General features: G+C 67.8%; 30 protein-coding genes. 10 read left to right on the forward strand and 20 right to left on the reverse strand.

Annotated elements, in window-relative coordinates; all coding sequences use genetic code 11:
• The 3 genes from F4Y45_13350 to F4Y45_13360 form a co-directional block, all read right to left on the reverse strand.
• Window positions 1-927, reverse strand: a 927-nt coding sequence (locus tag F4Y45_13350) for a TonB-dependent receptor plug domain-containing protein (protein MXY25487.1), incomplete at its 3' end; no start/stop codon positions are given.
• Between the two features lie 210 nt (window positions 928-1,137).
• Window positions 1,138-1,548 (reverse strand): PIN domain-containing protein, encoded by a 411-nt coding sequence (locus tag F4Y45_13355; protein MXY25488.1) that lies wholly within the window; start codon window positions 1,546-1,548, stop codon window positions 1,138-1,140.
• The gene (locus F4Y45_13360; protein MXY25489.1) at window positions 1,545-1,793 is read right to left on the reverse strand and encodes a hypothetical protein; all 249 of its coding nucleotides are present in this window, start codon (window positions 1,791-1,793) and stop codon (window positions 1,545-1,547) included. Before F4Y45_13360 ends, F4Y45_13355 begins: the two co-directional genes overlap by 4 nt.
• Before the next feature lie 90 nt (window positions 1,794-1,883).
• Between F4Y45_13360 and F4Y45_13365 the strand changes: the two genes are divergently transcribed.
• A complete protein-coding gene (locus F4Y45_13365; GenBank protein ID MXY25490.1) occupies window positions 1,884-2,405 on the forward strand; it encodes an O-acetyl-ADP-ribose deacetylase in 522 nt (173 codons plus the stop codon).
• On the forward strand, window positions 2,339-2,773 hold the full coding sequence (locus F4Y45_13370) for an HAD hydrolase-like protein (GenBank protein MXY25491.1): 435 nt from the start codon (window positions 2,339-2,341) through the stop codon (window positions 2,771-2,773). The genes F4Y45_13365 and F4Y45_13370 overlap by 67 nt, the downstream gene beginning before the upstream one ends.
• Window positions 2,774-2,864: 91 nt before the next feature.
• On the opposite strand, the gene F4Y45_13375 is transcribed toward F4Y45_13370, so the two are convergent.
• From F4Y45_13375 to F4Y45_13385, 3 genes are all read right to left on the reverse strand, one after another.
• Window positions 2,865-3,296 (reverse strand): type II toxin-antitoxin system VapC family toxin, encoded by a 432-nt coding sequence (locus F4Y45_13375; protein MXY25492.1) that lies wholly within the window; start codon window positions 3,294-3,296, stop codon window positions 2,865-2,867.
• Window positions 3,251-3,490, reverse strand: a complete 240-nt coding sequence (locus tag F4Y45_13380) for a hypothetical protein (protein ID MXY25493.1) — start codon at window positions 3,488-3,490, stop codon at window positions 3,251-3,253. Before F4Y45_13380 ends, F4Y45_13375 begins: the two co-directional genes overlap by 46 nt.
• Window positions 3,491-3,600: 110 nt before the next feature.
• Window positions 3,601-4,989 carry a DUF418 domain-containing protein gene (locus F4Y45_13385; protein MXY25494.1) on the reverse strand — a complete coding sequence of 463 codons (1,389 nt, stop codon included), beginning with the start codon at window positions 4,987-4,989 and terminating at the stop codon, window positions 3,601-3,603.
• On the opposite strand from F4Y45_13385, the gene ald reads away from it, so the two are divergent.
• Window positions 4,937-6,064 (forward strand): alanine dehydrogenase, encoded by a 1,128-nt coding sequence (ald, locus tag F4Y45_13390; protein ID MXY25495.1) that lies wholly within the window; start codon window positions 4,937-4,939, stop codon window positions 6,062-6,064. The genes F4Y45_13385 and ald overlap by 53 nt on opposite strands.
• A gap of 28 nt (window positions 6,065-6,092) precedes the next feature.
• Here the strand turns inward: ald and F4Y45_13395 are convergent, their stop codons facing one another.
• Both F4Y45_13395 and F4Y45_13400 read right to left on the reverse strand, forming a co-directional pair.
• The gene (locus F4Y45_13395; protein ID MXY25496.1) at window positions 6,093-8,426 is read right to left on the reverse strand and encodes a CRTAC1 family protein; all 2,334 of its coding nucleotides are present in this window, start codon (window positions 8,424-8,426) and stop codon (window positions 6,093-6,095) included.
• 48 nt (window positions 8,427-8,474) lie between these two features.
• Window positions 8,475-9,647 (reverse strand): PDZ domain-containing protein, encoded by a 1,173-nt coding sequence (locus F4Y45_13400; GenBank protein MXY25497.1) that lies wholly within the window; start codon window positions 9,645-9,647, stop codon window positions 8,475-8,477.
• 82 nt (window positions 9,648-9,729) lie between these two features.
• On the opposite strand from F4Y45_13400, the gene F4Y45_13405 reads away from it, so the two are divergent.
• Together F4Y45_13405 and F4Y45_13410 are read left to right on the forward strand one after the other, a co-directional pair.
• Window positions 9,730-11,052 (forward strand): DUF4340 domain-containing protein, encoded by a 1,323-nt coding sequence (locus F4Y45_13405; GenBank protein ID MXY25498.1) that lies wholly within the window; start codon window positions 9,730-9,732, stop codon window positions 11,050-11,052.
• A 22-nt stretch (window positions 11,053-11,074) separates the two neighbouring features.
• On the forward strand, window positions 11,075-11,836 hold the full coding sequence (locus tag F4Y45_13410) for a sulfite exporter TauE/SafE family protein (protein MXY25499.1): 762 nt from the start codon (window positions 11,075-11,077) through the stop codon (window positions 11,834-11,836).
• Window positions 11,837-11,883: 47 nt separating this feature from the next.
• Here the strand turns inward: F4Y45_13410 and F4Y45_13415 are convergent, their stop codons facing one another.
• From F4Y45_13415 to F4Y45_13425, 3 genes are all read right to left on the reverse strand, one after another.
• Window positions 11,884-13,320, reverse strand: coding sequence for an MATE family efflux transporter (locus F4Y45_13415; protein MXY25500.1), 1,437 nt, complete (start codon window positions 13,318-13,320; stop codon window positions 11,884-11,886).
• A gap of 376 nt (window positions 13,321-13,696) precedes the next feature.
• Window positions 13,697-14,071 (reverse strand): type II toxin-antitoxin system VapC family toxin, encoded by a 375-nt coding sequence (locus F4Y45_13420; GenBank protein ID MXY25501.1) that lies wholly within the window; start codon window positions 14,069-14,071, stop codon window positions 13,697-13,699.
• Window positions 14,055-14,354 carry a ribbon-helix-helix protein, CopG family gene (locus tag F4Y45_13425; protein ID MXY25502.1) on the reverse strand — a complete coding sequence of 100 codons (300 nt, stop codon included), beginning with the start codon at window positions 14,352-14,354 and terminating at the stop codon, window positions 14,055-14,057. Before F4Y45_13425 ends, F4Y45_13420 begins: the two co-directional genes overlap by 17 nt.
• 11 nt (window positions 14,355-14,365) lie before the next feature.
• Between F4Y45_13425 and F4Y45_13430 the strand changes: the two genes are divergently transcribed.
• Window positions 14,366-15,520, forward strand: a complete 1,155-nt coding sequence (locus F4Y45_13430; protein MXY25503.1) for a DUF1295 domain-containing protein — start codon at window positions 14,366-14,368, stop codon at window positions 15,518-15,520.
• Between the two features lie 17 nt (window positions 15,521-15,537).
• Here F4Y45_13430 and F4Y45_13435 read toward each other — a convergent pair whose 3' ends face one another.
• Together F4Y45_13435 and F4Y45_13440 are read right to left on the reverse strand one after the other, a co-directional pair.
• Window positions 15,538-15,948 (reverse strand): type II toxin-antitoxin system VapC family toxin, encoded by a 411-nt coding sequence (locus tag F4Y45_13435; protein MXY25504.1) that lies wholly within the window; start codon window positions 15,946-15,948, stop codon window positions 15,538-15,540.
• The gene (locus tag F4Y45_13440; protein MXY25505.1) at window positions 15,949-16,179 is read right to left on the reverse strand and encodes an AbrB/MazE/SpoVT family DNA-binding domain-containing protein; all 231 of its coding nucleotides are present in this window, start codon (window positions 16,177-16,179) and stop codon (window positions 15,949-15,951) included. It abuts the gene before it with no gap.
• Between the two features lie 128 nt (window positions 16,180-16,307).
• On the opposite strand from F4Y45_13440, the gene F4Y45_13445 reads away from it, so the two are divergent.
• Window positions 16,308-16,550 carry a type II toxin-antitoxin system Phd/YefM family antitoxin gene (locus tag F4Y45_13445; protein ID MXY25506.1) on the forward strand — a complete coding sequence of 81 codons (243 nt, stop codon included), beginning with the start codon at window positions 16,308-16,310 and terminating at the stop codon, window positions 16,548-16,550.
• Window positions 16,547-16,960, forward strand: coding sequence for a type II toxin-antitoxin system VapC family toxin (locus tag F4Y45_13450; protein MXY25507.1), 414 nt, complete (start codon window positions 16,547-16,549; stop codon window positions 16,958-16,960). Before F4Y45_13445 ends, F4Y45_13450 begins: the two co-directional genes overlap by 4 nt.
• Here F4Y45_13450 and F4Y45_13455 read toward each other — a convergent pair.
• From F4Y45_13455 to F4Y45_13485, 7 genes are read right to left on the reverse strand one after another with little or no spacing between them, the layout of a single operon-like run.
• The gene (locus F4Y45_13455) at window positions 16,952-17,518 is read right to left on the reverse strand and encodes a hypothetical protein (protein MXY25508.1); all 567 of its coding nucleotides are present in this window, start codon (window positions 17,516-17,518) and stop codon (window positions 16,952-16,954) included. The genes F4Y45_13450 and F4Y45_13455 overlap by 9 nt on opposite strands.
• A gap of 19 nt (window positions 17,519-17,537) precedes the next feature.
• Window positions 17,538-19,628: a hypothetical protein gene (locus tag F4Y45_13460; GenBank protein MXY25509.1), complete on the reverse strand. Its 2,091-nt coding sequence runs from the start codon at window positions 19,626-19,628 to the stop codon at window positions 17,538-17,540.
• Between the two features lie 12 nt (window positions 19,629-19,640).
• Window positions 19,641-20,072, reverse strand: coding sequence for a type II toxin-antitoxin system VapC family toxin (locus tag F4Y45_13465; GenBank protein MXY25510.1), 432 nt, complete (start codon window positions 20,070-20,072; stop codon window positions 19,641-19,643).
• Entirely contained in the window at window positions 20,069-20,308 is a 240-nt protein-coding gene (locus F4Y45_13470) for a DUF2191 domain-containing protein (GenBank protein MXY25511.1), read from the reverse strand. Before F4Y45_13470 ends, F4Y45_13465 begins: the two co-directional genes overlap by 4 nt.
• Before the next feature lie 25 nt (window positions 20,309-20,333).
• Window positions 20,334-21,797 carry an SDR family oxidoreductase gene (locus F4Y45_13475; protein ID MXY25512.1) on the reverse strand — a complete coding sequence of 488 codons (1,464 nt, stop codon included), beginning with the start codon at window positions 21,795-21,797 and terminating at the stop codon, window positions 20,334-20,336.
• Complete coding sequence (locus tag F4Y45_13480) at window positions 21,794-22,138, reverse strand: type II toxin-antitoxin system PemK/MazF family toxin (GenBank protein MXY25513.1); 345 nt, start codon at window positions 22,136-22,138, stop codon at window positions 21,794-21,796. Before F4Y45_13480 ends, F4Y45_13475 begins: the two co-directional genes overlap by 4 nt.
• Window positions 22,125-22,379 (reverse strand): AbrB/MazE/SpoVT family DNA-binding domain-containing protein, encoded by a 255-nt coding sequence (locus F4Y45_13485; GenBank protein ID MXY25514.1) that lies wholly within the window; start codon window positions 22,377-22,379, stop codon window positions 22,125-22,127. Before F4Y45_13485 ends, F4Y45_13480 begins: the two co-directional genes overlap by 14 nt.
• 69 nt (window positions 22,380-22,448) lie before the next feature.
• Here F4Y45_13485 and F4Y45_13490 point away from each other — a divergent pair, with 69 nt between their 5' ends.
• Both F4Y45_13490 and F4Y45_13495 read left to right on the forward strand, forming a co-directional pair.
• A complete protein-coding gene (locus tag F4Y45_13490) occupies window positions 22,449-25,073 on the forward strand; it encodes a DUF1592 domain-containing protein (GenBank protein MXY25515.1) in 2,625 nt (874 codons plus the stop codon).
• Complete coding sequence (locus tag F4Y45_13495) at window positions 25,070-26,428, forward strand: DUF1552 domain-containing protein (protein ID MXY25516.1); 1,359 nt, start codon at window positions 25,070-25,072, stop codon at window positions 26,426-26,428. Before F4Y45_13490 ends, F4Y45_13495 begins: the two co-directional genes overlap by 4 nt.
• Window positions 26,429-26,459 lie beyond the last annotated feature (31 nt).

A 26,459-nucleotide genomic window follows, 5' to 3' on the forward strand; every position in this document is an offset into this window, starting at 1 on the left:
CCCCCCCCCCCCCGCGGGCGCCCCGCCGCCTGGTCCGGGGGCCGGGCTGTTGTCATAGAGGTTGAGGATCTTGTCGTAGAGGGGACCCTGGAACGAACGGCGCACCGCCAGCAGCGCGGATCCGCGGTGGTTGAAGAGCGGGGTCTCGTACACGCCGTTGAAGCTGAGCAATCCCGCCCCGACGCTTCCCGCCGCACGGTCGGTCCGGCCACTCTTGCCGGCGATCTGCATCACGCTCGAGAGCGCGCCGCCGTGCCGGGCTTCGAAGCCGCCCTTGCTCAGTTCCACCGTGTCGACCGCATCCATGTTGAAGGCGCTGAAGTAGCCGAACAGATGGTCCACGTGGTAGACCCGGAAACCGTCGTACTCGACGCGGTTCTGGTCCGGCGTGCCGCCGCGGACATACAGGCCGGACGACGCCTCGTTGCTGCCGGAAACGCCAGGCAGGAGCTGAAAGGCCCGGAAGAGATCGCGTTCGCCCAGGCTGGGCAGCACCGAGACCTGCTCCGGGGCCAGTTCGATCCGGCTGACATCGTCGGTGGCGTCGAGCATGGGGACCTCGGCAATGACCGTCACGTCGGATGCGAACTCCGGCGTCAGCGTGAAGTCGATGCTGGTGGTGAGCGGTCCCGTCACCTGCAGCGCGGCGTCGTCGGTGCGGAACCCGGACAGTTCCGCGAACAGGATGAACCGGCCCGACGCTCGCGTGAACGCGAGGACGTACGCTCCGTCACCGTCGGTGACGGCCCGGAACGGCGTGCCGAAGACCCGCACGGTGACGCCGGGCAGACGGGATCCGTCCGGCGTCTGCACGGTACCGGTGATCTGAACGTCGTGGGTCTCGGCGCCGCGCGTGTTCTGGGCGAGCGCTTCACCGCCCGCGCACACCGCGCACAGTACGAACAGAGTGACTACGAATCGGCGCATGGATCGGGTTCCTCCCGGCGCCGCCGGCCGTTGCGGCTCCGTTTCCCTTGGGGCCGGCCGGCGGGTTCAGCAGCAGGCGCTGGCAGGCAACCGCTTTGCTGATTGCGCTATGGAACAACAGACCCGGAACGGGTCGACTTTCTTCCGGGAAACCGCCAGATGGCGCCGAGCGGGGGATTCACGCGCGGGACCTTGCCGAGACCGCGGAGGCTACTTCAGGCGGGGAAGCAGAACTGCAACATCCCCGTGCAGGGTCGCGAATCCGGAATCGAGAGTGGCTACCCGCCCGCCGCGCCGACGGGCGAGCTCGGCAAGCCAGGCGTCCGTAACCTGCCGGTAGCCCTGCAGGTGCCGGTGCGGAACATCGAGATAGTCCAGCCGCTCGTTCCACCATTCGTGACGAGGATGCTCGGACACGGCTCGCAACGCTTCCCAGGCGGCGGCCGCAGTACCTTCCGTGGAGAAGCGCATGTGCGCGCGCAACAGCGTGCCCTGCGTGACGCTACAGGTGGCGAAACGGTCGTTCTTCAGTCCGGCGAGCCACTGATGCGCCCGCTCGTGATGGATGTGCGACCTCAACAGGAGGGCGACCAGCACATTGCCGTCCGCCAACCACGTCATGTCAAGTCGTCCTCGTCCTCGATCCGTTGGACCGTTTCAGCGGTAATCACTTCCCGGCCACCGCAGACCAGCAGGCCGTTGCGTCTTTCCATGCCATGGCGAGGCTCTCCAGAACTGGATGGCCCTCCCGGGAGCGAACGGCGCAGAAGCCGGTTGACGGCGGCGCTGATGCTGCAGTCCTCGGCCTTGGAGAGCGAAACAGCCACGGCGTAAAGGTCAGGTTCCAGGTTGATCGTGAGCCGCATGGGTCTATTCTGGTGCTGTGGTGCAGTGGTGTCAACGGAGTCTGCACTCGGCGCCCGGACCTTATGATTGGGTGTGCAAGCGAACGCAATATGGCCGACTTGACGATCTCGACGGCGGACATCACGACGCTCGCGGTCGATGCGATCGTGAACGCGGCGAACACGTCGCTTCTGGGCGGCGGAGGCGTCGACGGCGCGATTCATCGGGCGGCGGGACCGGGCCTGCTGGAAGAATGCCTGACGCTGGGCGGCTGCGAGACCGGGAACGCGAAGATCACGGGCGGCTACAACCTGCCGGCGCGGCACGTGATCCACGCCGTCGGGCCGCACTGGCAAGGCGGCGGGCGCGGCGAGCCGGAGCTGTTGGCCGGGTGCTACCGGCGCGCCATCGAACTGGCCCACGCGCACGGGCTGAAGTCAATCGCCTTCCCCGCCATCAGTTGCGGCATCTATGGCTACCCCGTCGCACTGGCCGCGCCGGTGGCCGTGGGGGCGGTTGTCCAGGCGCTGGAAGAAGCCCCCGGCGTCGAACAAGTCCTGTTCGTATGCTTCGGGGACGATGTGAAGCAGGCCTGCACGACCGCGCTCGCGGCGCACGGCGACAGCGCGTGATGGCCCGCTCGCGGATCGACGCGCGCGGCGTCCTGCTCGATCTCGACGGGACGGTCTACGAATCCGGCGCCGGGCCGTTCGTCGCGGCGCTGGAGTACGCGACCGGCCGAGACGCGATAATCGTCGGCAAGCCGAGCGCCGCCTTCTTCGACGGAGCGGCGGCATCCATGCGCCTGCCGGTCACCGACGTCGCAGTCGCCGGCGACGACATCAACAGCGACGTGCGGGGAGCGATGGCTGCCGGGGCGCGCGGGGTTCTGGTCCGCACCGGCAAGTTCCGGGCCGCCGACCTCGACGGGCCGGGCAGATCCCCGGATGCCGTGGTCGACTCGCTCGCGGACCTGTCGGTGCTGCTCGGAGCTACCTAGTTGTTTATATTAAAACATTATAGATAAATATTAATATAGAACCCAGAGTTGCGGCAATGTATTGATCTATAGCCGCTAATGTTAATTACGTCTAGGGCCAGTGCTGGACGTTGATCTCGGGCATAGGAAAGTCGTCAACGTTCGCAGTCGCCAGTGAGGCGCCTACGCCAACCGCCGCGGCGGCAATCAGGCAGTCCGCCTGATGCAACGTGATTCCGCGTCGTCCAAAAGACCGGCGCCACGCTCCCGCTCGTACGCCTTCTGCTACTCCGAGTGGGGCAAGTCGCAGGCCCCTGAACAGGCGGCGAGTGACCGCCTCCTCGCCCGGCCGCAAACCGCGCCAAATCTCCTCGATCGAGATCACGCAGACCCAAGGCTCCGTGCCCGTTCGTCTCAGGGCCGCGAGTCGAGCGGCGGCGGATCGGCCACGAAGCGCATCGATAAGCACGGTCGAATCAAGGAGCACGCGCGCCACGGTCAACCTGCGCGCCGCGGATCTGCGTAACGCTGCTGGCGAACCCACGCCGCGGGATCGTCATCCCACTCATGTCCGGTGTCGGGCAAGGCGCCGAGAGCGGCTTCGATGTCGTCCCAGCGCCGTTCGTCTTCAAGGCCGCGCTGGATGAGCTCGGTAATGAAAGCGCTACGACGCCGCGGACCGGCACGCCGGTCGATCTCCCGCACCAGATCGTGTTCCAGGACTATGTGTAGACGCATGGGCCTAAAACACTATTCTATGCACATATGCTCTCGCGCCGCACCCGACGATCCCGTCCTCGACCGCCATCGCGTTCTACGCAGGGCTCGCCAAGGCCAGCGCCCCAGGATCAGGACGCAGACGCCGACACGCGCCGCAAGGGCTGGCGGGCGCCGTAGGTGAGCGACCGCCACGCCCACTCCGCCGGGCCGAACCGGAACCGCTCCAGCCAGAGCGGAGACCAGACCAACTGCACCACCGAGACGGCCACGACGACGCCAAACTGCGCCAGGCGCCCGACCGACCCGAAGAGGCCGAAGCCGTGGCCGTAGAAGATGGTGGTGCAGATGACCGTCTGCAGCAGGTAGTTGCTTAGCGCCATCTGCCCCACCGCGGCGAACGGGCGGGTGGCGCCGCGCAGCGCCGCCGTCCGGGACGCCAGCATGACGAGGCCGATATAACCGAGGCTGACCCCGATGCTCGGCCAGTAGTTGAACAGCTCCCCCTGGAAGAACGACCAGGGCGCCCACCCGTACCGGAAGTCGAGCACCACCCCGTACGATTCCACCGGGATGGCGAGGAGGATCGCCACCGCGATGAGCGCGCCGTAGAAGCGCCCCGAACGCTGCGCGCTGAAGACGCCGAGCTTGAAGAGGGCCATCCCGATCAGCATCAGGCCGCCGGCCCGCCAGCCGCCCCACAGCAGGATGACGAAAGTCTCGAACGCGAGGGCCTGCGTCGACCGGGCGGGAACCTGCTCGATCCAGCCACCCCGGTACGCGGCCAGCTCGGCGTCGATGAACGGCTGGGTTGGCTGCCATTGCTCGTCGACGAAAGCTCTCAGCGCCTCCTCTGGCCAGTACGGCAGCGATACTCCGCCGAGGAAGTACACGGCCGACCCCACGGTAACGACCGCCGTACCCAACACGAGCAGCAGCCGCGGCGACTGCCGGCGGAGCGGATAGACGAGCATGCCGCACACCGCATAGAGGAACAGGATGTCGCCGGCCCACAGCAGGTGGGCGTGCGCCAGGCCGATGAGGAGCAGCCATCCCATGCGGCGGTAGTGGACGCGCGTGGCGTTCCCGCTCTGTTCCGCACGCCCCGCCATCAGGACGATGCCGGCCCCGAACAGCATCGAGAAGATGGTCATGAACTTCTGATCGGCGAGCAGCCGGCTGCCGAGCCAGACGGCGAAGTTCGCGCCGTTGAGGTCACCGTAGGCGATCGGGTTGAAGTAGGCCGCGGCCGGCATCGCGAACAACTGGATGTTCATGACGAGGATGCCGAGCAGGGCGAAGCCCCGCAGCACGTCGATCGAGTCGATGCGGGCCTTCTGGACGACAGGGCTGGCGACGGTGCTCTCGGTCGGCGTGTTCATGTCCATACCGCGAACCCCTCCCGCCCAGGCGACAATGGACGGCCAGCCATCATATCGCCACCGGACGTTGTAGGCTTGCCGAAACATGCGGGTCGGAATCCCCACCGAGATCAAGGACGACGAGCACCGCGTCGCCATCACTCCGGCCGGGGTCGCCGCCTTCGTCGCCCGCGGGCACGAGGTGCTGATTGAAGCGGGGGCCGGCGTCGGCAGCGCCATCCCGGACCGCGCCTACCGGGAGGCCGGCGCCCGACTGGCCGGCGGCCCCGACGATGTCTGGGAACAGGCCGACCTGATTCTGAAGGTCAAGGAACCGCTCGATCCGGAGTTCGACCGGATGCGGCCGGGCCAGATTCTCTTCACCTACCTGCATCTGGCGGCGTCGAGCGCGCTGACCGCCAGGTTGCTCGACCGGCGCATCGTGGGCATCGGCTACGAGACGGTGCAACTCGACGACGGCACGCTGCCCCTCCTGGTTCCGATGTCGGAGGTGGCGGGCCGCCTGTCGATCCAGGCCGGCGCGGCGTCGCTGGAGCGCCACGCGGGCGGCAAAGGCCTCCTGCTCCCGGGCGTCTCCGGCGTCCGGCGGGGGCGGGTCACCATTCTCGGGGCTGGCGTGGTCGGCATGAACGCCTGCGTCGTCGCGGCCGGCTTCGGCGCCGAGGTGACGATCATCGACATCAACCCGCTGCGTCTCGGCTACGTCCGCGACGTCCTGCAGGGCCACGTCAACACCCTGATGTCGAACGCCGCCAACATCGAGGGCGCGGTGGCGTCGGCGGACCTCGTGCTCTGTTCCGTGCTCATTCCGGGGGCGCGGACACCGCGGCTCGTAACCCGAGCGCACCTGAAGCAGATGGAGCCGGGCTCGGCTCTGGTCGACGTCGCGGTCGATCAGGGTGGCTGCGCGGAGACCAGCCGGCCGACGACGCACACCAACCCGCGCTACGTCGACGAGGGCGTCGTCCACTACTGCGTCTCCAACATGCCGGGGGCCGTCCCGCACACCTCCACCTACGCGCTGACGAACGCCACGATGACCTACGCGCTCGAAATCGCCGACCGAGGGTGGCGCGCGGCGGCCGAGCGCGACCCGGCCCTCGCGAGGGGCGTCAACCTCGTGGACGGGCAGGTGACGCACGCGGCGGTCGCCGCCGCGCACGACCTGGACGCGGCGCCGCTGAAGGGCCAGCGCGCCCGTCCGGCGCTCTAGCTCCTGGTCGTGCCGAGCGCTTCCAGGTCTACTGCGAGGAAAACGCGAAGGTCCTCAACTCAAGGGTCGTGTAGCCCGATTCGCCCTCGACGACGTGGATGGCCCGATCCACCGGGACATCGGTGAACGTCTGCGTGACGCCGGTTGCGGGCCAGAAGATGTCGAGCTGTTCGATGCGCGACGCCCCGCCCAGCCCGAGGGTCTGACGCAGCGGATTGCCCCCGAAGCTGCCGCCGCTGTTGACGTGGCGGTAGATGGAGCGCCGCCCGCCTCCGTCCCCGTCGACGACGACCGCCCGGATGCGGGCGCCGATCGCCGACCGGTTGGACCGGACGCCCTCGAGTTGCACGGTGAGCCAGTGGTTGTCGAAGCCCGGGTTCTCGTACAGGGCGTTGCCGAACGCATCGCCCGGGAAGGCCCCGCCCATCTGCTCGAAGACGTCCTGATCGCCGTCGTTGTCGAAATCGGCGAAGGCCACGCCGTGGCCCTTCTGGAGGTGGCCGAAACCTCCCGAGTACGTCACGTTGGAGAAGCCGCGCCCTTCCCGGTTCCGGTACATCAGGTTCGGCATGACGCTGTGGTACGGCGGATAGCCAGTGCCCAGGTAGAAGTCCGGATAGCCGTCGTTATCGAGGTCGCCGAAGTTGGAGCCCATGGCCGCGGTAGGCTCCGTGAGGCCGTAGGCGGCGGACACCTCCTCGAAGCGCTCGCCGTCGACACCCCGATAGAGGCGTGACATTTCCGTGCCGGCGGGCCGGCCGAGCGCGCTGGCCGCGAGATGCTCGATGCCCGCGGTGTAGGCCGAGACGTACAGGTCGAGCCGCCCGTCGTTGTCGAAATCCCAGAACCACGCCGGGAAGCTCCCCTGCGGGCCGGCGACGCCGAGCCGCTGCGCCTCGTCTATGAAGGACCCGCGGCCGGTGTTTCGATAGAGCCGGTTGGCGCCCCCGAAGTTGGATACGTACAGATCCTGCAGGCCGTCGCCGTTGTAGTCGCCCCAGACCGCCGCCTTGGCGTACCGGTAGTTGCTGACGGCGGCGTCCCCCGCCACGTCGGTGAACGTGCCGTCGCCGTCGTTGCGGAAGAGCTGGCTCGGGGCGACCAGGGCCGGAGTCGATTCGTTGCCGACGTAGAGGTCGAGATCGCCGTCGTTGTCGTAATCGCCCCAGGCCGCCGTATGGCTCGGGTAATGCACTTCGCCGAGTCCGGCATCGAACGTCACGTCGGTGAACGTGCCGTCCCCGTTGTTCCGCACCAGCGAGTTCGGATGCCGGCCGTCGGCCCGCAGCCACGCTCCGCGCAAGACGAGCAGATCCACGTCGCCGTCGTTGTCGTAGTCGGCCTGAACCATGTTGATGCCGCCGTACAGCCCGAGCAGGCCCGCTTCGGCGGTGCGCTCCATGAAGGCGCCGTTCTGGTCGTTTCGGAAGAAGCGAATCTGCCCGCGCGTGCCCCACGTCGAGACGACGATGTCCAGATAGCCGTCGTTGTCGAAGTCGTCGGCAATCGCCCCGCCGCACATGTCGAACGTGGCGAGGCCGAGGGCGGGCGCGACATTGGCGAAACGGGGAATCGTCTCCGCCGACTGGAACGTCTCGGGCGGCAGCCGATACGCCTCGGGAACCTCGTCGGGGTAGCCGTCCACCGTCATGTAGGCGATGTTGAGCAGCCAGAGCGCCGACAAATACTGCTGCGCCGCCCCGCCCCCGGCGGGGGGCGGTGTTCCCACGCTCCAGTTGCGGGCGCCCGCCCCGGCCGACAGGCCGCCCGACGCCTGGTCGGCCGTGTTCCGGAGCACCTCGGTGAAGGCGGCTATCGCCTGGCGCGACGGCGTCTGATCCGCGTGTATTCCGGGCCCGCGAAGCGGCAGGATGCACGCCTCCGCGTTCGGATGGAGGGCGCAGTTTCGCGTCTCCGCCAGCCGCAGGTAGGCCACCCCGAGGCTGTAGTTGTTCAACGTAATCCCCGGGCGGTTCTCGTCGGTGGTCGGAATCAGTTCAAGGGCGTCGGTAAGAAGACGGATCGCCTCGGCTTCGTTTCCGACGCGGAGTTCCTCTCCGGACAACTGGACCATCACGCGCCAGCGGTTGGGTCCGGTGTCCGTTGCGGGAAGCGCGTTCAGCTCCTCGCGCAACTGCCGGGCGCGCCAGTCGCCGATGTAGGGGTGCGTGTCGGGGGTCTCGTCCGCGATCTCTTCGAGCAGGGCCAGCATCCGCTGATGGCCATCGGAGAGAACCGGCTGGCCCGCTTCGGATGCCGGCTGGAACGTGGCCCCGAGCGGCCCTGCCGCGGCGAGCGCAACCGCCAACCCCACCGACAGGATGGAGGCGCGTGGAAGGTTGACGAACCCCACACGTGGCATTCTATGGGCCACTTCCCGTGACCGGCGCGCCACGGCCGCCGCGCCGCACTACTGCAGCCGGATCGTGACCTCGTCCTCCTCCTCGCCATCCCGGAGGATCGACACGGTTACTTCGTCGCCCGCCTGGTAGCGGTCGAGGACGGCGCGCAGCTCGCCCAGGGTGCGGATCGGTTCGCCTTCGACCGCCTGAATCACGTCACCGAGGGCGACGATGCGATTGCGCGAGACTTCGATCGGCAGCAGCCCCGCGTCCGCCGCGCCCGATCCGGACTCGATTGCCGCAATCAGCACCCCTTCGATGCCGAGCCGGCGGGTCAACCCCTGATCGACGGCCCGGATGCCGAGCCGGGGCGGGCTGTAGGTCCCGGTCTCGATCAACTCCGGCACCACGCGGCGCACGGTGCTGACGGGGACGGCGAAACCGACGCCGGCCGACGCGCCCGACGGACTGGAGATCTGCGTGTTGACGCCGATCACCCGGCCGGCGCTGTCGAGCAACGGCCCGCCCGAGTTGCCCACGTTGATCGCCGCGTCGGTCTGGATGACGTCCTCGATCGGCGTGCCGTCAAGCCCGTTGATCCGCCGGCCAAGCGCCGAAACAACCCCGGTGCTGAGGGTCGCGTTGTAGCCGAAGGGGTTGCCGATGGCATAGACGCTTTGGCCGACGAGCAGCGCGTCGCTGTTGCCCGGCGTGACCGGATGGAGCGCCTCCGGCGGAGCGTCGATGCGCAGCACGGCCAGGTCGTGCGACGCGGAACCTCCGACCCACTCGGCGTCGTAGGTGGACTGATCGTCGAGCACCACCTCGACCGAGCTCGCATCCGCCAGCACGTGGAAGTTGGTGATGATGTGTCCTTCGTCGTCCCAGACTAAGCCGGTGCCGGTCCCCTGCGGCACCTCCATCACGGTCCCCCGGAACCAGTCGGCGCGGCGGGCGAGCGTGTTGATGTAGACGACCGACGCGCGCGTCCGGTCGAACAGGTCGATCGTCGCCCGCTCTTCCGGCCGCAGCGGCGTCGGCGGCGGCTGGTCCAGGTCGGCCGCCCTCGCGGGCGTCGCACCCTGCACGGCGGCCGCGCCGAGAGCCGCCACGCCCCCGGCCGCGCCGTCCGTCGCCGGTCCGCCTGCCGTACACCCCAGCGCCGTGAGCAACGCGACCCCGACCGCAATCGCCACGATCCACCAGCCGCTCCGCCCGGCGCCGCAGCACATCCCTCGCATATCGCTATGATATTCGACGGATCGGGGCGCGAAATGGTTCTTCGTGTCCCCGCACCAACGACCACGGCACGGAGCCAGAACCATGCAGGAGACGAAGAAGACGCTCGCCATCGCCGGGGTGGCCATCCTCCTCGGCGTCGTCGCGTTCGCCAGCGCGCCGCGGCGCGCGGTGCCGGATCTCTTTTTCGACGTCGGTGAACCGTTCTTTCCGGAGTTCACGGATCCCGAAGCGGCCGCCACCCTCGACGTCGTCGAGTTCGACGAGGACACGGCGTCGGCGACCCCGTTCCAGGTGACCAACGAGGACGGCCTCTGGACGATCCCGTCGCATCACGGCTATCCCGCCGACGGTGCGGAGCGGCTGTCGAACATCGCGGCGGACATCATCAGCCTCACCAAGGAGGACTTCCGCTCCGACAACGTCGCCGACCATGAAGCGCTCGGCGTCATCGACCCGACCGACCTGACCGCCACCAGCCTGGTGGGCCGCGGCACCCGCGTCACCGTGAAGGACGCAACCGGCGAAACGCTCGCCGATCTCGTCGTCGGCCGCCCCGTCGAGGGCCGGCCGGGACTCCGCTTCGTCCGCTCGCCCGACCAGAAGCGCGTCTACTCGGCGCGGTTCGAGGCAGACATCTCCACCCGGTTCGAGGACTGGATCGAGCAAAACCTGTTGGAAGTCGAACGCGATCAGGTAGTTCACATGGTCCTGAACGAGTACCAGGTGGATGAAGTGACCCGCCGCGCGTCGCCGCCCCGCACCTTCACGGTCGACAAGGTGGACGACACCACCTGGACCGGCGACTCCGTGCCGGCCGGCCAGGAAGTGGACTACGTCCAGATGAACCTGCTGGTGGGCGCCGTCATGAACATGCAGATAGCCGGCGTCCGCCCGAAGCCGGAAGGGATGACCGGCAACCTGCGCGACGCCGCGATGGCGGGCCGCATCAGCCGCGAAGACATCACCGACCTGGTGAACAAGGGCTTCTACCCCACCGCCGACGGCGGCCTGCTGTCCAACGAGGGCGAGCTGCTCGTCCGCACGACCGAGGGCGTGCTCTACACCCTCCGCTTCGGCGAGATCGTCTACGGGAGGGGCGACGCCGTCCTTCTGGGAGACGAAACAAGCGACGACGCCGAGACCGGCCCCGGCGAGAACCGCTACGTCTTCATCGAGGCGGAGTTCGACGAGGCGGGGCTGGGCCCCGAACCGCCCGCCTCCGAGACCGACGCCCACGCCTCGTGGGAGCGCCGCGTCCGCGAGGGCCAGGAGAAGGCCGACCGCCTCGCCACCCGCTTTGCGCGGTGGTACTACGTCGTCGCCGCCGGCAGCTACGACCGCATTCACAAGCCGCGGGAAGAGTTCCTCAAGGACATCGAGCCCGAGGAAGGCGAGGCCGGATGACAACTGAGACAGCCACCCGGCCTTGATCACCGATCCCTGGTTCTACGTCGCGGCGTCCGTCGCGGTGCTCCTTGTCGGGCTGGCCAAGGGAGGCCTGGGCGGCGGCATCGGCGTCGTCGGCGTGCCGCTGATGGCGGTGGTAGTCGGTCCGTTTCAGGCCGCCGCCATCCTGCTCCCCATCCTGATGGTGATGGATGTGCTCGCCCTCCGCGTGTTCTGGAGGGAATGGGACATCGGCAACCTGCGCGCCATCCTCCCAGGCGCCTTCTTCGGCACCGTGCTCGGCTTCCTCACCGCGCGCCAGATCTCGCCCGACGGCCTCCGCATCATGGTGGGCGTCATCGCCCTCATCTACGCCGTGCAGTACTTCTGGCTCCGCCCCGGCCGCGGCGGCACGCCCAAACCGGCGCGTCCCCTGCTCGGCGTCCTATGGGGGACGACGGCCGGGTTCACCAGCTTCTCGATCCATGCCGGCGGCCCGCCGCTCCAGGCCTACCTGATACCGCAGCAGATGCATCGGACCAGGTTCCAGTCCACCAGCATCGTGTTCTTCTTCGTCGTCAACTGGCTGAAGGTCGCTCCCTACTACTGGCTGGGCCAATGGAACACCGAGAACCTCCTGACCTCCGCCATGCTGTTGCCCATCGCCCCCATCGGCGTCACTCTTGGCCGGTACATTCATGAGCGCATCAACGACGCGATCTTCTACGCCATCGTGCACGCCGGCCTGTTCGTCATCGGCGTGAAGCTGCTCTACGACGCGTCGGCAACGACGCTCCCCTGATCACGTTCCTCCAGCGTTCCGCTCCTGGCGCGCCCGCAGGTTCTTCGCTACAGCACCCGCTTCTTCCAACCTCCGCGCCGGAACGCGAGGACGCCCGCCACCGCCATCAGCGTCTGGCAGACCGCGACCGTCACGAACACCCCGTTCGGCCCCAGACCGACCGGGCCGGCGAGCGTCCAGGCGAGCGGAAGTTGTACCACCCAGTAGACGAAGAAGTTGATCCATGTCGGCGTGGTCGTGTCGCCCGCACCGTTGAACGCCAGCACCGTGACGAGGCCGAAACCCCAGAACACGTAGCTGCAGGCGACGATGCGCAGGCAGGCGGCGGCCAGTGCAACGACCTCCGGATCGGTCGCCAGGAGCCCGACGATGGGCCGGGCGAAGACCACGAAGATCACGCCCACGATGCCCAGTAACACCGTGTTCAGGCGGGCGGTGAACCAGACCGCGCTCTCGGCGCGATCCGGTCGGCCGGCGCCCAGGTTCTGCCCCACCAGGGTTGCGGCGGCGTTGCCGACGCCCCAGACCGGCAACAGCACGAAGATGATGATCCGCACCGCCACGGTGTAGCCCGCCAGCACCGTGTCGCCGAATGGGGCCAGGATTCGAATGAGACCGACGAAGCTCGCCGTCCCGACCAGGTACTGCAGGATGCCGATGCCGCTGACACGCATCAGGCGCAGCATGGTCTGCGTCTCGATGCGGGCCCGCCGCCAGTCAATGGTCACGCTGCCGTTGCCGCTCGTGAGCGCCCGAAGCTGGTAGGCGACGCCCAGGCCGCGCCCCACGGTCGTTGCGATCGCCGCCCCTTCGAGCCCGAACGCCGGAATGGGCCCGAAGCCGAAGATCAGGATCGGGTCCAGCACGATGTTGACGAGGTTGGCCAGCCAGAGCGCCCGCATCGCCAGCACCGGATCGCCCGCGCCGCGAAAGATGCCGTTGATCATGAACAGCAGCGTCACCGTGACGCAACCGCCCAGCATGATCGCCGTGAAGGTCCGGCCGCTCGTCGCCAGCTCCGGCGTGGCGCCCAGCAGCACCAGCAGATCGGAGGCCCAGACAACCCCCGCCACGCCGATCACGAACGACGCAGCGCAACCGCCGACGATGGCCTGCACGGCGGCGGACGACGCGCGCTCGGGCGAACCCTCGCCGACGCGCCGAGCCACCATCGCCGTGGCCCCCATGCTGAGGCCGATCGACACCGCGAACACCAGGGCGATGAGCGAATCCGACAGGCCGAGAACGGCCACCGCCTCCGGGCCGAGACGGCCGACGAAGTAGACGTCAACGACCGAGAAGACCGACTGCATCCCCATCTCGAGGACCATCGGCACGGCCAGCAGCAAGACGGCGCGCCCCAGGCTGCCGCTGGTGTAGTCGCGGGGCACGGCGCGGACGGCGTCGCGCAGGTCCGCACGAAGCTGCGCGTTGCGGGCCGCCAGCGTGCGGCGGCCGTTGGAAACCACGTCGACCAAAGACATCAGTGCACCACGAGAAGGCAGAGACGATGAAACAGGACGCCGCATTGGATGCAACGAACCCGCGGAACCGAACGAAGAAGGAAGTAGATCAGCCGCGCCGCACGGAAGGACCGAACCGAACGAACGACGAAACTGTCGTGAAGGAGCGGAGTCTAGCCGCGCATGCGGGGGGAACTATCCGCGCGTGCGGAGTGCGACGAAGATGGTGAGCGTGAACATCGGCAGGCTTCCTTTAGGCAAAGAAACAGTGTACATCATCCGTTTTGGTCTTGCTAGACATACATGCAGTATCCACAATGCATGCACTACTGGCAACGACGCTCTAGGGAAGAAGATCGGAACTGCAGGCGCTCACCGAGATGGCGCCTACGCCCGCCTACGCCAGCCTCAGGCCGGGCACATCGCTGAAGTCCTTCGGGTTCAGCGTCCAGAGCGTGGCTTCGTTCACGAGGGCGGAGGCGGCGATCGCGAGATCGAGATCCCGGCCGCGCGGGCGGGACAAACGAGCGTACAGCCCCGCCGCCTCCGCCGCCGCCTCGGTGTCGAACGGCACGGCCTGCTCGCGCGGAAAGAGAGCTTCCTGCACGCGAAGCTCGCTCACGGTTCGCGGCCCGCGCAACCACTCGTAGAGGACAATCGACGAGAGCCGCAACCGATGGCCCTGGTCTATGAAAGTGTACAGGCGGTCGGCGGCGGCGCCCGGCCCCGCCAGCGCGCCGACGAGCGCGGACGTATCAAGATGGATCGTCATCGGCCAAACGCCGCAGGGACGACTCGCGACGCGACACGCGGATCTCTCGAAGCTCGGATTCGACGCGCTCGCGAGAGCGCGGCGCCGGCTCGCTGCGCCAACGGTCCAGCACCCCGAGCATGCGCAGGCGCTCGGCCTCGCTCAACCGATCGGTGCGCGTGGCGTAGTCGGCGACCGCCTCGCGGACGACGTGGCTCTGCGGCTTCCCAATGCGTTCCGCCGTCCGGCGGATCCGGCGTACCGTCGCGTCGTCCAGGGAATAGGTGACCTTGACCATACTCATGCAATACTACCATACTAGGTTCAATCGTGATTGAATGGCTTGGCGTCGGCCACCTCTTCGAGCTGACGCGCACGGAAGCGATTGCGGGCTTCTTCACCCCACTGGCCGTCTTCGCGGCGTTCCTGCTGGCGCAACTCATCCTGCCGGGAAAGTGGGTCCCCGGCTACGTCGTCAATCCGGTGACTGGAGAGCCCCGCACCTATCGGCTGAACGGGCTCCCGGTGTTTGCGCTGGCGCTGCTCGTGTGGGCGCTCGAGCTCACCGGGATGCCGCGCGACTGGTTCTACCGGTCGTCGATCTACGCCGTGGCCGGCGGGACGGTCTTCACCACGATCTTCGCGATCATCGCCGTGTACAGCCAACCACCGGGCAGGATCAGGAACCCGCTCCTGGCGCTGTGGGATGGACGGATCCAGGAGCTGTCGTTTTTCAACAACCGCTTCGACTTGAAGATGTACTTCTATGTCGTCGGCGGGGCGATGTTGTCGCTCAACGCCCTGTCCGGGGCCGCGTACCACTACGAGCTATTCGGCGAAGACTCCAATCCGGGCGTCTTCCTGTACGCGGCGTTCTTCACGTTCTACATACTCGACTACTTCATCTTCGAGCGCGTCCAGCTCTATACCTACGATCTGATCCACGAGCATCTCGGCTTCAAGGTGTTCTGGGGCTGCCTCATCGTCTACGGATGGATGTTCATCCTCCCGTTGTGGGGGCTGGCCGTCTACCCGGACCCCGGATTCTCGCCGCCATGGACGAACGTCTGGCTGATCGGAACGACCGCGCTGTTCCTGCTCGGGTGGGGCATCTCGCGCGGCGCCAACAACCAGAAATACACCTTCAAGCGCTGGCCCGATCGCAAGTTCCTCGGACTCATCGAGCCCGAGTACATCGAGGCGGGCGACCGCAAGATCCTGTGCAGCGGCCTGTGGGGCGCCGCCCGCCACCTCAACTACCTCGGCGAAGGGTTCCTGGCCCTGGCCATCGCCCTGGTATTCGGCTACTTCACCAACCCCTGGGCCTGGACCTACTTCGTCTTCATCGTCTCGCTGTTCACCTTCCGCCAGCGCTTCGACGACGCGTACTGCGCCGAGAAGTACGGCGCCGACAAATGGGCGGAGTATCAGGCGCGGGTGAAGTACCGGATTATTCCCGGCATCTACTGAGCTGGCGGCAAGTCGATTCAGGCAGACGTCGGAGGCGACACCATCGGCACGACAGGGAAATAGGTTTGGAATCGCCGGGAATCTCTCGTAACGAGAGTCAGGCCATCGGCTTCCGCATGGGCTCCGATGTAGAAGTCCGGGAGGGGCGCCGACCGCGCCCCGCCAGCATCCCGGTACCGGCGGAAGGCCCTGGCTGCACCGAACGCCGCGTTGTACGGCAACGGAAGGCGCTCGATCATCAGTTCGTCCAACTGACGGTCCAGTGTCTCGGCGACATCGAACGCGAGGGACGCCTCCGCATAGATGATCGGGTTGATGCCTATCGGCCCGGCGACCAGCGCCTCGGCAAGAGCGTTCTCGGACCACGCCCGCCACTGCGGGTCGTCCGTGAAGATGTCGAGCAGAACGTTGGTATCGAGCAGGAACACCTAGTCGTCCCCGCGCGTGAGCCGCATGATGTCGTCCGTTCGAACACCGCGGACGGCAACTCCGCGAGCCCGGCGAAGGCGGTCCTCCAACAACGCGCGCTTGCTCAGCACTGGTCGGATGGTGACGCCACCATCGGTTTCCTCGAAGCGCACGTCGGTATGCGGCAGCAAACCGAACTTGAGACGGAAACGCTGCGGGATCGTCACCTGCCCCTTGGTAGTAATCCGCATGGCGTGGGTATTACTTTATCAGGTATTACTCCACGCTCGACGTTGTTCTGCTCGTCCGTGAGCACCTTGGCGCTCAACAGGAAGACATGTACACTCTAACTGTACATTCATGGTCTCTGAGGTGGCGCATGGCAAAGAGTCTCGGTGCAACCGAATTCAGGGCGACCTGTCTCCGCGTCATCAAGCGATTGGAGAAAGACGGGGAGCCGGTCACAATCACTCACCGCGGCCGACCGGTTGCCGTGTTGTCGCCAGCCCCCCCGCCCGGTACTCGTTCGTCGATCATCGGTGCGATGCGGGGATCGGTGCTGGGCTATGACAATCCCTTCGCACCAGCGACCGATCCGTCGGACTGGACGGCGGCCCGGTGATCGTCCTTGATACGCACGTACTTATCTGGGCGGTTGACGGTGACCCCCGGCTCGGACGCACGGCCCGTGCCACCCTCGACGAAGCGGGAGGTACGGACGGCATCGGCGTCTCGGCCATAACGCCCTGGGAAATCGCCCTGCTGGTCGAGAAGGGTCGCTTGCGCCTCGGGTGCGACGCCGGGACCTGGATCGACAGCGCGCTTGACTTGCCCGGCGTCCGTTTGCTGCCGATCGAACCTGCCATTGCGATCGACAGCGTGCGCCTGCCCGGCAGTTTCCACGCCGACCCGGCCGATCGCCTTATTCTCGCGACGGCCCGCTACTCCCGCGCGCCGCTCATCACCGCCGACAGCGCCATGATCGAGTACGCCAAGGGCGGCCACCTTCGCGTCGTTGACGCGTCACTGTGAGCGGTTCTCGGGCACCCCGGCAACGATCAACCCCCCGAGGGGCGTCCCACGCCCGGCCTCGCCTGCGAAAGCTTCGAAGCGCTGGAGCTCCAGCCCGCGGGACTCGATGAACTTCCTGGCCGGCTCACGCGCGGGTGCGGCGGTCGAAATGCCGAAGAGCCAGCTCTCGTTGTAGAACGCCTTCATGGCGTACTTCGCGTAGTTCCCCATCACCACGAAGGGCCTGCGGCCGAATACCAGTTCCCGACTGAGGTAGTCGATCGCGATGCGCGATCCGGGTGCGAGGCTCCACTTCACCGCCAGAACCAGGGTGCCCATCAACAGCCGCAGAACCAGGGGCGGCAGGGCGGGCAGGTGCAGGGCGATCTTCTCGGCCGCCTCGTCGCTGCGCCTCCCCGTGTGATGGAGCATCAGCCGTGTCATGTACGGCTCGTAGGCCGTGCCGGAGATCCCGCGCGGCATGTTCACGAACCGGACGCGCAGGGCGTAGATGAGCGATCCGATGGTCTGGAGGGGAGCGAAGACGACCTCCAGGAGAATGAAGAGCAGCACGCTCACGGCCCGCTACCTGCTACCGCTACTGCAGGATGTCGCTCTCTTCGGCTATGCGGACGATCACGTCTGCATCCTCGGGGAGCAGGATCCGGCGGGCCACCGACTCGTCGGCGGCGCGGCGGACGGCGGCCACGAAGCCCGCGTGGTCGCCGTAGCGCTCTTCCAGTGACAGGCGCGGATCTCCGTTGGCCTCCCGCTCCGCACGGGTCCGGGCGAACGGGAAGAACGATCCGGTCAGCCCGCACAGATCGCGACCGCGGGGGCCGGCCGCATACAGGTTCCAGCCGGTGTTGGTCCCGACCGGCGCCGCGATGTCGACCGTGCGGATCCCGGCGACATCATGCCCGTCGCGGTCGGTCGTCGGCACGAGCACCCGGTACGCGCCGCCACGGAAAGGAGGCAACACCGTCTGCCTGCCGCCCTGTGATCCGAAGGTGGGACCGAATCCGGGCGCATTCAGTCCGTTGACCCGCGTCGGAAACGTGACGCCCGGAATCGCGGGAAACGTCCGCGCCACCTCATCCACGGTTGCCAGCGTCCCGCGCCGGACATCCGGGTAGTTGCTGGGAGGCGGCTCGATGCCGCGGTCGGCCCACGCGTCGAGCGCGACGATCAGCGCGCGACTGGCGGGCGCGCTGCTCCGAAAGCTGTTCGTCACGTATTCGCACGCCCCGCGGTTGGTCGGCATGGCCGCGACACCCGCGGCCCCGCCATGCGGATGGCTCGCCAGCAGGTACAGGCGGACATTGTCGGGAATCGGCACCGGGTTGCCGTGGCCGTCGTGGACGTTCAGCGACGCCTTCATCTGCCAGAACTCGTTGCTCGTATCGACGTGGAAGACGAGCGGGTCCGTCGCCGGGCGCTTCAGGATAGCGTCCCGGATGTTGGTCACCGGATCGGTAGTCACCGCGTAAGTGAGCGGCGGGTACGACTGCGAAGTGAAGTCGGACGTGCGGTCCTGGCGGGAGTAGATGTTCGGATCGGCGAACTCGACGTTGGCGAAGAGACGATGCGTGCCCGGGATGTGGATGCGGACGGCGTCGAACACGCGGCGGTGCGCCTCATCCTCGTTGAAGCCCAGGTAGAGGTAGTCGCGCAGGTACATCCCGGTCGACGAAATGCCGAGGCCATAGACGCGGCGGATGCCGACCGCTTCAGGGCCGGCCGCAATCGGATTCGGCGTCCCGGCGTCGTCCACCGTCTGGTAGCGCAGGAAGGAGGCGACGTCCCGGGTCACGGCGTAGCCGAGGCCCATGACCCACGGGTTGCGGGCCGGGTAGACGAGCTCGTAGATCTTGTCCGGGTCGAAGCCGTCGAAGAGACAGATGTCGGTGGTCGATGCCGCTAGCGACGCGTCGCCCGACGGGCACTTCCCGAAAGCCCAGCCGCCCGCGGGCACCGGCCGGCGTTCGCCGTCGATGGCGTCGCGGACGGTGAGGGCGGAATGCCCCGTGTCGGTGTCCGCCGTCTCGTAGCTCACGAAGCGGTCGTTGCCCTTGAGCGGCAGCGTGTAGATGGTCGTGCCGGGATCCGGGCGCTGCCCCGGGTCCGACGGGTACTCGATGCGGATACGCGAAACGATCGGACTGCCGTCGGCCTGCAGGGCGACCGGCAGGTTCGCGCCGAGGCGCGTCGGCGTGGTCGTGACGTCGCCCGCCCAGCCGGCGTCCACCAGCGTATAGCCGAGGCGGAAGAACAGCCCGTCGCCGGATTCGGGATCGGCCCCGGGCGGCAGCGGCGGGAACGTCTGGAAGCCGAGCTCGATGGCGTTCCCGCGGTTGTTGATGCCGTACAGCACCTTCTGGTTGCCGCGGGCCATGTCGACCGGCTTGATGATGAAGAACGGGGCGCTGAACTCCACCATGCCCCGCTCGTTACGGGGGGCGCGGTCTAGATTGACGATGACCGCGTTGAGCGGATCATCCGGGTCCACTTCCATATGAACTGTTCCGTCGAGCCGCTCGAAGGGCCCTGCGTCGCCGAATTCCCTCCCGCCGGCGTACGGCCTCGTCTGCTCCAACTCGATCCGGACGACGCGCGCATCGGCCGCCGGCGCCGCCAGGGCGGCCAGCAGACCCGCCAGGATCACGACCGCGAATGTGCGCTTCCTCACGGTGTCCCTCCTTTACGACTTCAATGGATGTCGCCACTTGAGCCCGGGAAAACGCGCGTAGTCACCGTCCGTGGTAATCCACTCACAGCCATGTTCGATGGCCATCGCGGCAAGCCAGGCGTCGGGCACCAGATTGCCCTTCGCACCGACGGCGTCGCACAAACGGCGGAAGATCCGCCAATGGTCGCTACCCGGAGAAACCGCAACGCGATTGGGGCGCTCTCTCAGTTCCTCCGCGAATTGCATCGCCTCGGCCAGGCTGCTGGGTGACACGAAGATGCGGGGGTGGGTGACGACACGCACGAAGCCACTGATCACGAGATCGCTCATGCCGAATGCCGCGTCGGAATTGACGGCCGCTTCCAGCCAGTCTCGATAGGCGCGGTGGTCCAGTGCGTCTTCGCGGTGCGCATACACGAGCACGTTCACGTCGGGGAGGATCATTCCGCGCCGTCCATCACGTCGAGCAGGGATGCCGAATCATCCAGATCGACGCCGGGGCGCAATCCGCCACGTCCGGTCGTCGTGAGTTTCACGCGCACGCGTGGCTCGTGCCTGGTCCGGGCCAACCGGGCTCTCAATGACTCCTCGATGATCGCGGTCAGCGTCACTCCGCACCGGGCGGCCTCGCGCTTCGCTTCGAGCAGGAGGCTGTCGGCCAGTCGGATTGTCGTTCGCATGATGACTAAACATACCATTGCTACATCAATATGTCTCTTTCATCGCCCGCTGGCCAATACTCCTGAGCATGCCCCGGAACAGCAGCACGTGGGCCGGGTACAGGGCGTGCCAGTAAATGCGCCCCCACAGGCCAGCCGCGTCGAAAACGGCAGTCTGTCGGATGGTGGTGGTGCCGTCGCTCTTTGAGGTGACCGCGAACTCGAGCCAGGCGTGGCCCGGCAGTTTCATGTCGGCGGCAAGCAGCAGGCGCGCATCGGGCTGGCAGTCGACGACGCGCCAGCAGTCGAGGATGTCGCCAACCGCCAGGTCTTCCGGGTCGCGCCGCCCGCGCTTCATGCCGACGCCGCCAATGAGCCGGTCGACCAGGCCGCGCAGGCGCCAGAGCCAGTTTCCGTAGTACCAGCCGCTGACGCCGCCGATGCGCCGGATGGGCGCGAACGCGGCGGCGGCGGGTACGGGCAGGTCGACGACGCGCGAATCGATGAGCCGGCTGCGGATGCGGGCGCCGCCCCAGCGCAGCGGGGTGGCGGCGGACAGGGCCTCGTCGGACCAGGGCCGGGCGGCGAACGCGGCGTCCTCTTCTTCCAGGGCGCGCCTGATGGCCTGCCGCAGGCCGAGCGGCCGGATGGGAAAGGCGGTGAGCGCGGCGTCGTCGCGCACGACGGTTGGCGTCCGGACTCCGTCGATCAGTTCGCGACCGACCCGGGCATAGACCGGGGTGGTCAACCCGAGCCAGAGACTCGACAGGCGGGGCGTCAGCAAAGGGACCGGGATGAACCAGCGCCGGAGTCCGCGCTGCCGGGCGTACTCCTGCATGATCCCGCCGTACGAGACGGCGTCGGCGCCGCCCACCTCGAATAGACGGCTCTCGCCGTGCGGCAGGTCGAGCGCGGCAACGAGATACGCGATGAGATCGGAGAGCGCGATCGGCTGCGTCGGCGTGCGGACCCAGGAGGGGCAGGTCATGACGGGCAGGCGCTCCACGAGGGCGCGCACGAGCTCGAACGACAGGCTGCCGGCGCCGATGACGATGCCGCTGCGCAACTCGACGACCGGCACACCGGACGCGCGCAGCACCTCGCCGGTTTCGTGGCGGCTCCGGAGATGGCGGGAAAGCCCGGTCTCCGCCCCGAGACCGCCTACGTAGATGATGCGGCGAGCGCCCGCCGACCGCGCCGCCTCCCCGAAGTTGCGCGCCGCCTCCCGGTCACGCGACTCGAAGTCGTGCGAGCGGGGGCCGCCCATCGAGTGGACGAGGTAGTAGGCCGTGTCGACGCCAGCGAGCGGCGCCGCCAGCGAGACGGGATCGAAGCAGTCACCCCGAACGACGGCGGTACGCGGTCCGACCCGGCCGGCCAGCGTGCCGGGCCGCCGAGTCATGCAGCGAACGGCATGGCCGCGGGCCTCGAGCGCCGCGAGCAACCGCCCGCCGATACAGCCGGTTGCGCCCGTCAGCAGGATTGTCGACCGTTGCGCGGTCTCGCTCATTCGCCATACATCTCGGTAATCAGCCTCCGAAGCCGGGCGGCAGCTTCGGCAGACAGCCGATCCGTCGCTTGTCCAAGACGCCGCTTGCTGACAGTGCGAATCTGGTCCACCGCGACCTCCGCGTCCTTCCCGGCGCAGCGCACCTGCAGCCGACCGCGCCACCGCGGATGCAACACGGTTGTCAGCGGACAGACAACGACGGTATCCAGGAACTGGTTCATCTCGTTCCTGCTCACCACGACCACGGGCCGGACCTTGCGCAGCTCCGCGCCGACTGTCGGATTGAGGTCGGCGATGTACACGCCGTAGCGCTGGGGAAACGCTGCACTACTCCAGGCCATCGTCGACAGTCACGTCCAGATCGCTCCAGTCTTCGCGCTCGGCCGCCATCGCGCGGTACGTCTCTTCCCAGGAGAGCCGCTTCGCGGAGGCGCCACGCAGCAAGACACCCTCCTCTCGTTCTTCGACAAGGAGAGAGTCGCTCCAGCCGTATTTCTGCAATAAGGGCTTCGGCAGGCGGATTCCCCGCGAATTGCCGATGGCGATCAGCTTCAGCGCCCGGATCGTCGTCATGTCGTTCATGGCGCGTGCCCCCTCCGCACGTCTGTAATTACAGTAATTACAACGACCGGCGCCGTCAAGGTTGAAGCGATGCGGAGCCGGGCGGTTGCGGACGACCCACGGCTCGGCTACGATGCCTCCATTGTGAGGGGGTTCTGTGTCCTCGCCCGAGCAGCCCGAGATGAAAGCCCCGCTACATTCGAGCGGCGATGCATCCCGGCTGAACGGCGGTGCTACGCGGGGTTTCACCACGGACTGCTAGCCGTCCTGGCGTGCGTGGCGATGACCGGCGCCGCACCCGGCGCCACCGAGGCCGCGTCCGCCTCCCAGACTGCCGAGGAAGCTCATCAGGCCGAAGCCGCCCGGCACCAGGTGCTGGTCCAGCGCTACTGCCTGACCTGCCACACTGAAGCGCGGCGCGATCAGGGCCTGGCGCCTATCGCGCTGGAGGGGCTGGACCTCGCAGATGTTGGCTCCCATGCGGAGACCTGGGAAGCGGTGGTCCGGAAGCTGCGCCTCGGCATGATGCCGCCGGCGGGACGGCCGCGGCCGGACGCGGAAGCGAACGGCCGGTTCGTAACCTGGCTGGAGGCGTCGCTGGATGCGGCGGCGGCCGTTGCGCCCTATCCGGGCCGCCCCGGCGTTCGGCGCCTGACGACGGCGGAGTACGTCAACGCGATCGGGCATCTGCTCGACATGGAAGTGGACGAGCGCTGGCTGCTCTTCCCGGCCGATGACGTCAACCAGCAGGGCTTCAGCACGAGCGCCGACGTGCTGTCGATCTCCCCCGCCCTCTTCGAGCGGTATCTCGCCGCGGCCAACAGGATCAGCCGGCTCGCGGTCGGAGACCCGACCATCGGCCCCGGTTACGTGGCCGCCACCTACAGCACGCCGCGGCTGCTCTACCAGGACGACCGCGCCAGCGAGGACCTGCCGTTCGGCTCGCGCGGCGGAATGGCCATCAAGCACTACTTCCCGCTCGACGGCGACTACGAGGTCAAGATCCGCCTCCGCCGGATGATCTACGACTACATCGTCGGCATGGGGCGATCCCACGTCATCGAGGTGCGCCTCGACGGCGCGTTGATCGAGCGGTTCACGGTCGGCGACGCGGACCGGTTCGGCTACCCGTCCGCCTACAGCTTCTTCGGGACCATCCGGGGCGACCCCGCCTGGGAGGAATACGTCTCGAACGAAGCGGACGCCGGCCTGGCGGTCCGTTTCCCCGCCAAGGCGGGCCGGCGCACGGTGGGGGTTTCGTTCGTCGAGGCCCGCACCGAGCCGACCGGCGTGCTGGAACGGCGGCTGTCCGGCTTCTCGTTGAGCGGCCTCGGCTTCTACCACGGCAACGCGGCGGTCGAGCGGGTGGAGATTGCCGGGCCGTACGACGCGACCGGTCCGGGCGATACGCCGAGCCGCCGGCGCCTGTTCACCTGCCGTCCCGCCAGCGGGGACGTGGCGGACGAAGCGCGTTGCGCCACCGAGATCCTGACCGCGCTGGCGCGGCGCGCCTACCGGCGCCCCGTTACCGACGGCGACCTCGCGACACTGATGAAGTTCTACGAGGCGGGCCATGCGGAGCGCGACTTCGAAACAGGCATACAGAAGGCAGTCGAGCGGATGCTGGTCGCGCCGCAGTTTCTCTTCCGCGTCGAGCGCGACCCGGTCGATATCCGGGCCGGCGCGGCCTACCGCCTGACCGACCTGGAGCTCGCCTCGCGGCTCTCCTTTTTCCTCTGGAGCAGCATTCCGGACGACGAACTGCTCGACCTCGCGGAGGCGGGACGGCTGAGCGACCCGGACGTTCTGGAGCAGCAGGTGCGGCGGATGCTGGCCGACCGGCGCGCGTCGGCCCTGGTGGAGAACTTCGCCAGCCAGTGGCTGCAGTTGCCGCGCATCGAGGGCGTGACGCCCGACGCGGACGTCTTCTACGAGTTCGACGAGAACCTGCGGGCGGACATGGAACGCGAAACGAAGCTGTTCCTCGAGAGCCAGGTGCGTGGCGACCGCGGGCTGCGGGAGCTTCTGACCGCCGATTACACCTTCGTCAACGAGCGGCTCGCCCGCCACTACGGCATCCCGGGCGTCTACGGTGAGCGGTTCCGGCGCGTGGCGGTCGATCCCGAGCGGCGCGGAGGCCTGCTCGGCCACGCGAGCCTGCTGACGTTGACCGCCTATCCGACCCGTACCTCGCCGGTGCTCCGCGGCAAGTGGGTGCTCGACAACATCCTCGGCAGCCCGCCGCCCGAGGCGCCGCCCAACGTGCCGGCGCTGGAGGAAAACCACGGCGGCCGCGAAGTGCTTTCGATGCGCGAACGGATGGAGCAGCACCGCGCCAATCCCGCCTGCGCGTCGTGCCACCGCATCATGGATCCGCCCGGCTTCGTTCTGGAGAATTACGATGCCATCGGGCGCTGGCGCGACGCCGACGAGGCGGGTGCGCCGGTCGAGACGTCGGGCGCGCTGGCCGACGGCACTGTCGTCGGGACTCCGCGGGGGTTCAGGGACGCGCTTCTGGCATACGATGTAAGTTTCGTGCGCACCGTCACGGAGAAATTGCTCGGCTATGCGGTCGGGCGGACGATGGAGCACACCGATCAGCCCGCGATTCGGCAAGTTGTCACGGACGCCGCCGCCGACGATTACCGGTGGTCGTCCATCGTTCTCGGCATCGTCAACAGCACGCCGTTCCAGATGAGGAGTGCGGAGCCATGATGATCACCAGGAAGGCCCTTCCCCGCCGGACCGTCCTCCGGGGGCTTGGCGCGGCCATCGGACTGCCACTGCTCGACGGGATGGTGCCGGCGCTGAGCGCGCTGCGCAAGACGGCGGCGAATCCCGTCATCCGGTTCGGGGCGATCTACGTGCCGAACGGCATGGTGATGCAGAACTGGACGCCGGAAGCCGAGGGCCCGGCGTTCGAGCTGACGCCGACCCTGCAGCCGCTGGCCCCGTTCCGCGATCAGTTGCTCGTGCTCAGCGGGCTCGCCAGCACACCGCCGCCCGGAATCACCGGCGGCAGCCACTCGCGCGCCTCGACGAAGTTCCTGACGGCCGAGCACCCCGGGGCCTGGAACCCGGACGCGGTGTCGATGGACCAGGTCGCGGCGCGCCACCTCGGGCGCGAGACGCCCCTCGCGTCGCTCGAGCTGGGTCTGGAAGGCGCCAACTTCGCCGGATCGTGCGACAGCGGCGGCTTCAGTTGCGCCTTCTCGTACACCATCTCGTGGGCCAGCGGGGAAACGCCGCTACCGATGGAGCACAACCCGCGCGCCGTGTTCGAGCGGCTGTTCGGCGACAGCGACAGTACTGACGCCGCGACGCGGCAGGCCCGGCGGCAGGCGCAGCGGAGCATCCTGGACTCGGTCGGCGAGGACGTCGCCCGCCTGCAGCGCGAGCTGGGCGCGGACGACCGGCGCAAGGTCGGCGCCTACCTCGACGCGGTGCGTGACGTCGAGCGCCGCATCGCCATCGCGGAAACCCAGGGCGACGACGACGTGCCGCTCATCGAACGGCCGATGGGCGTGCCGACGACCCTCGCGGAGCATGCCGGCCTGATGTACGACCTGCAACTGCTCGCCTATCAGACCGACCGGACCCGTGTCACCACCTTCATGAGCGGGCACGAGTTGAGCGGACGCACCTACCGGGAGATCGGCGTGCCCGATGCGCACCACCCGCTGTCGCATCACCGCAACGTGCCGGAGGCACTCGCCAAGCTCACGAAGATCAACACCTACCACACGACGCTGTTCGCGTCGTTCCTCGAGAAGCTACGCGATACGCCGGACGGCGACGGCTCGCTGCTCGACCACGTGATGCTGATGTACGGCGCCGGCATGAGCGACAGCAACCTCCACTCGCCCTACAACCTGCCGGTCCTGCTCATCGGCGGCGGGGCCGGACAGCTCGCCGGCGGGCGCCACCTGGTCTACCCCGACCGGACGCCGCTTGCGAACCTGCACGTCTCGCTGCTCGACAAGCTCGGGGTCGATGTCGACCGCATCGGCGACAGCACCGGTGCGCTCCCGCGCCTGGAGGGACCGGCCGAGCGGCTGTCCGGCGTGTAGCGGCAGTCCGGCCCGGCGCGAGAGAGCGTGA

It is taken from the genome of Acidobacteriota bacterium (assembly GCA_009838525.1).
Taxonomy (GTDB): Bacteria; Acidobacteriota; Vicinamibacteria; order Vicinamibacterales; family UBA8438; genus VXRJ01.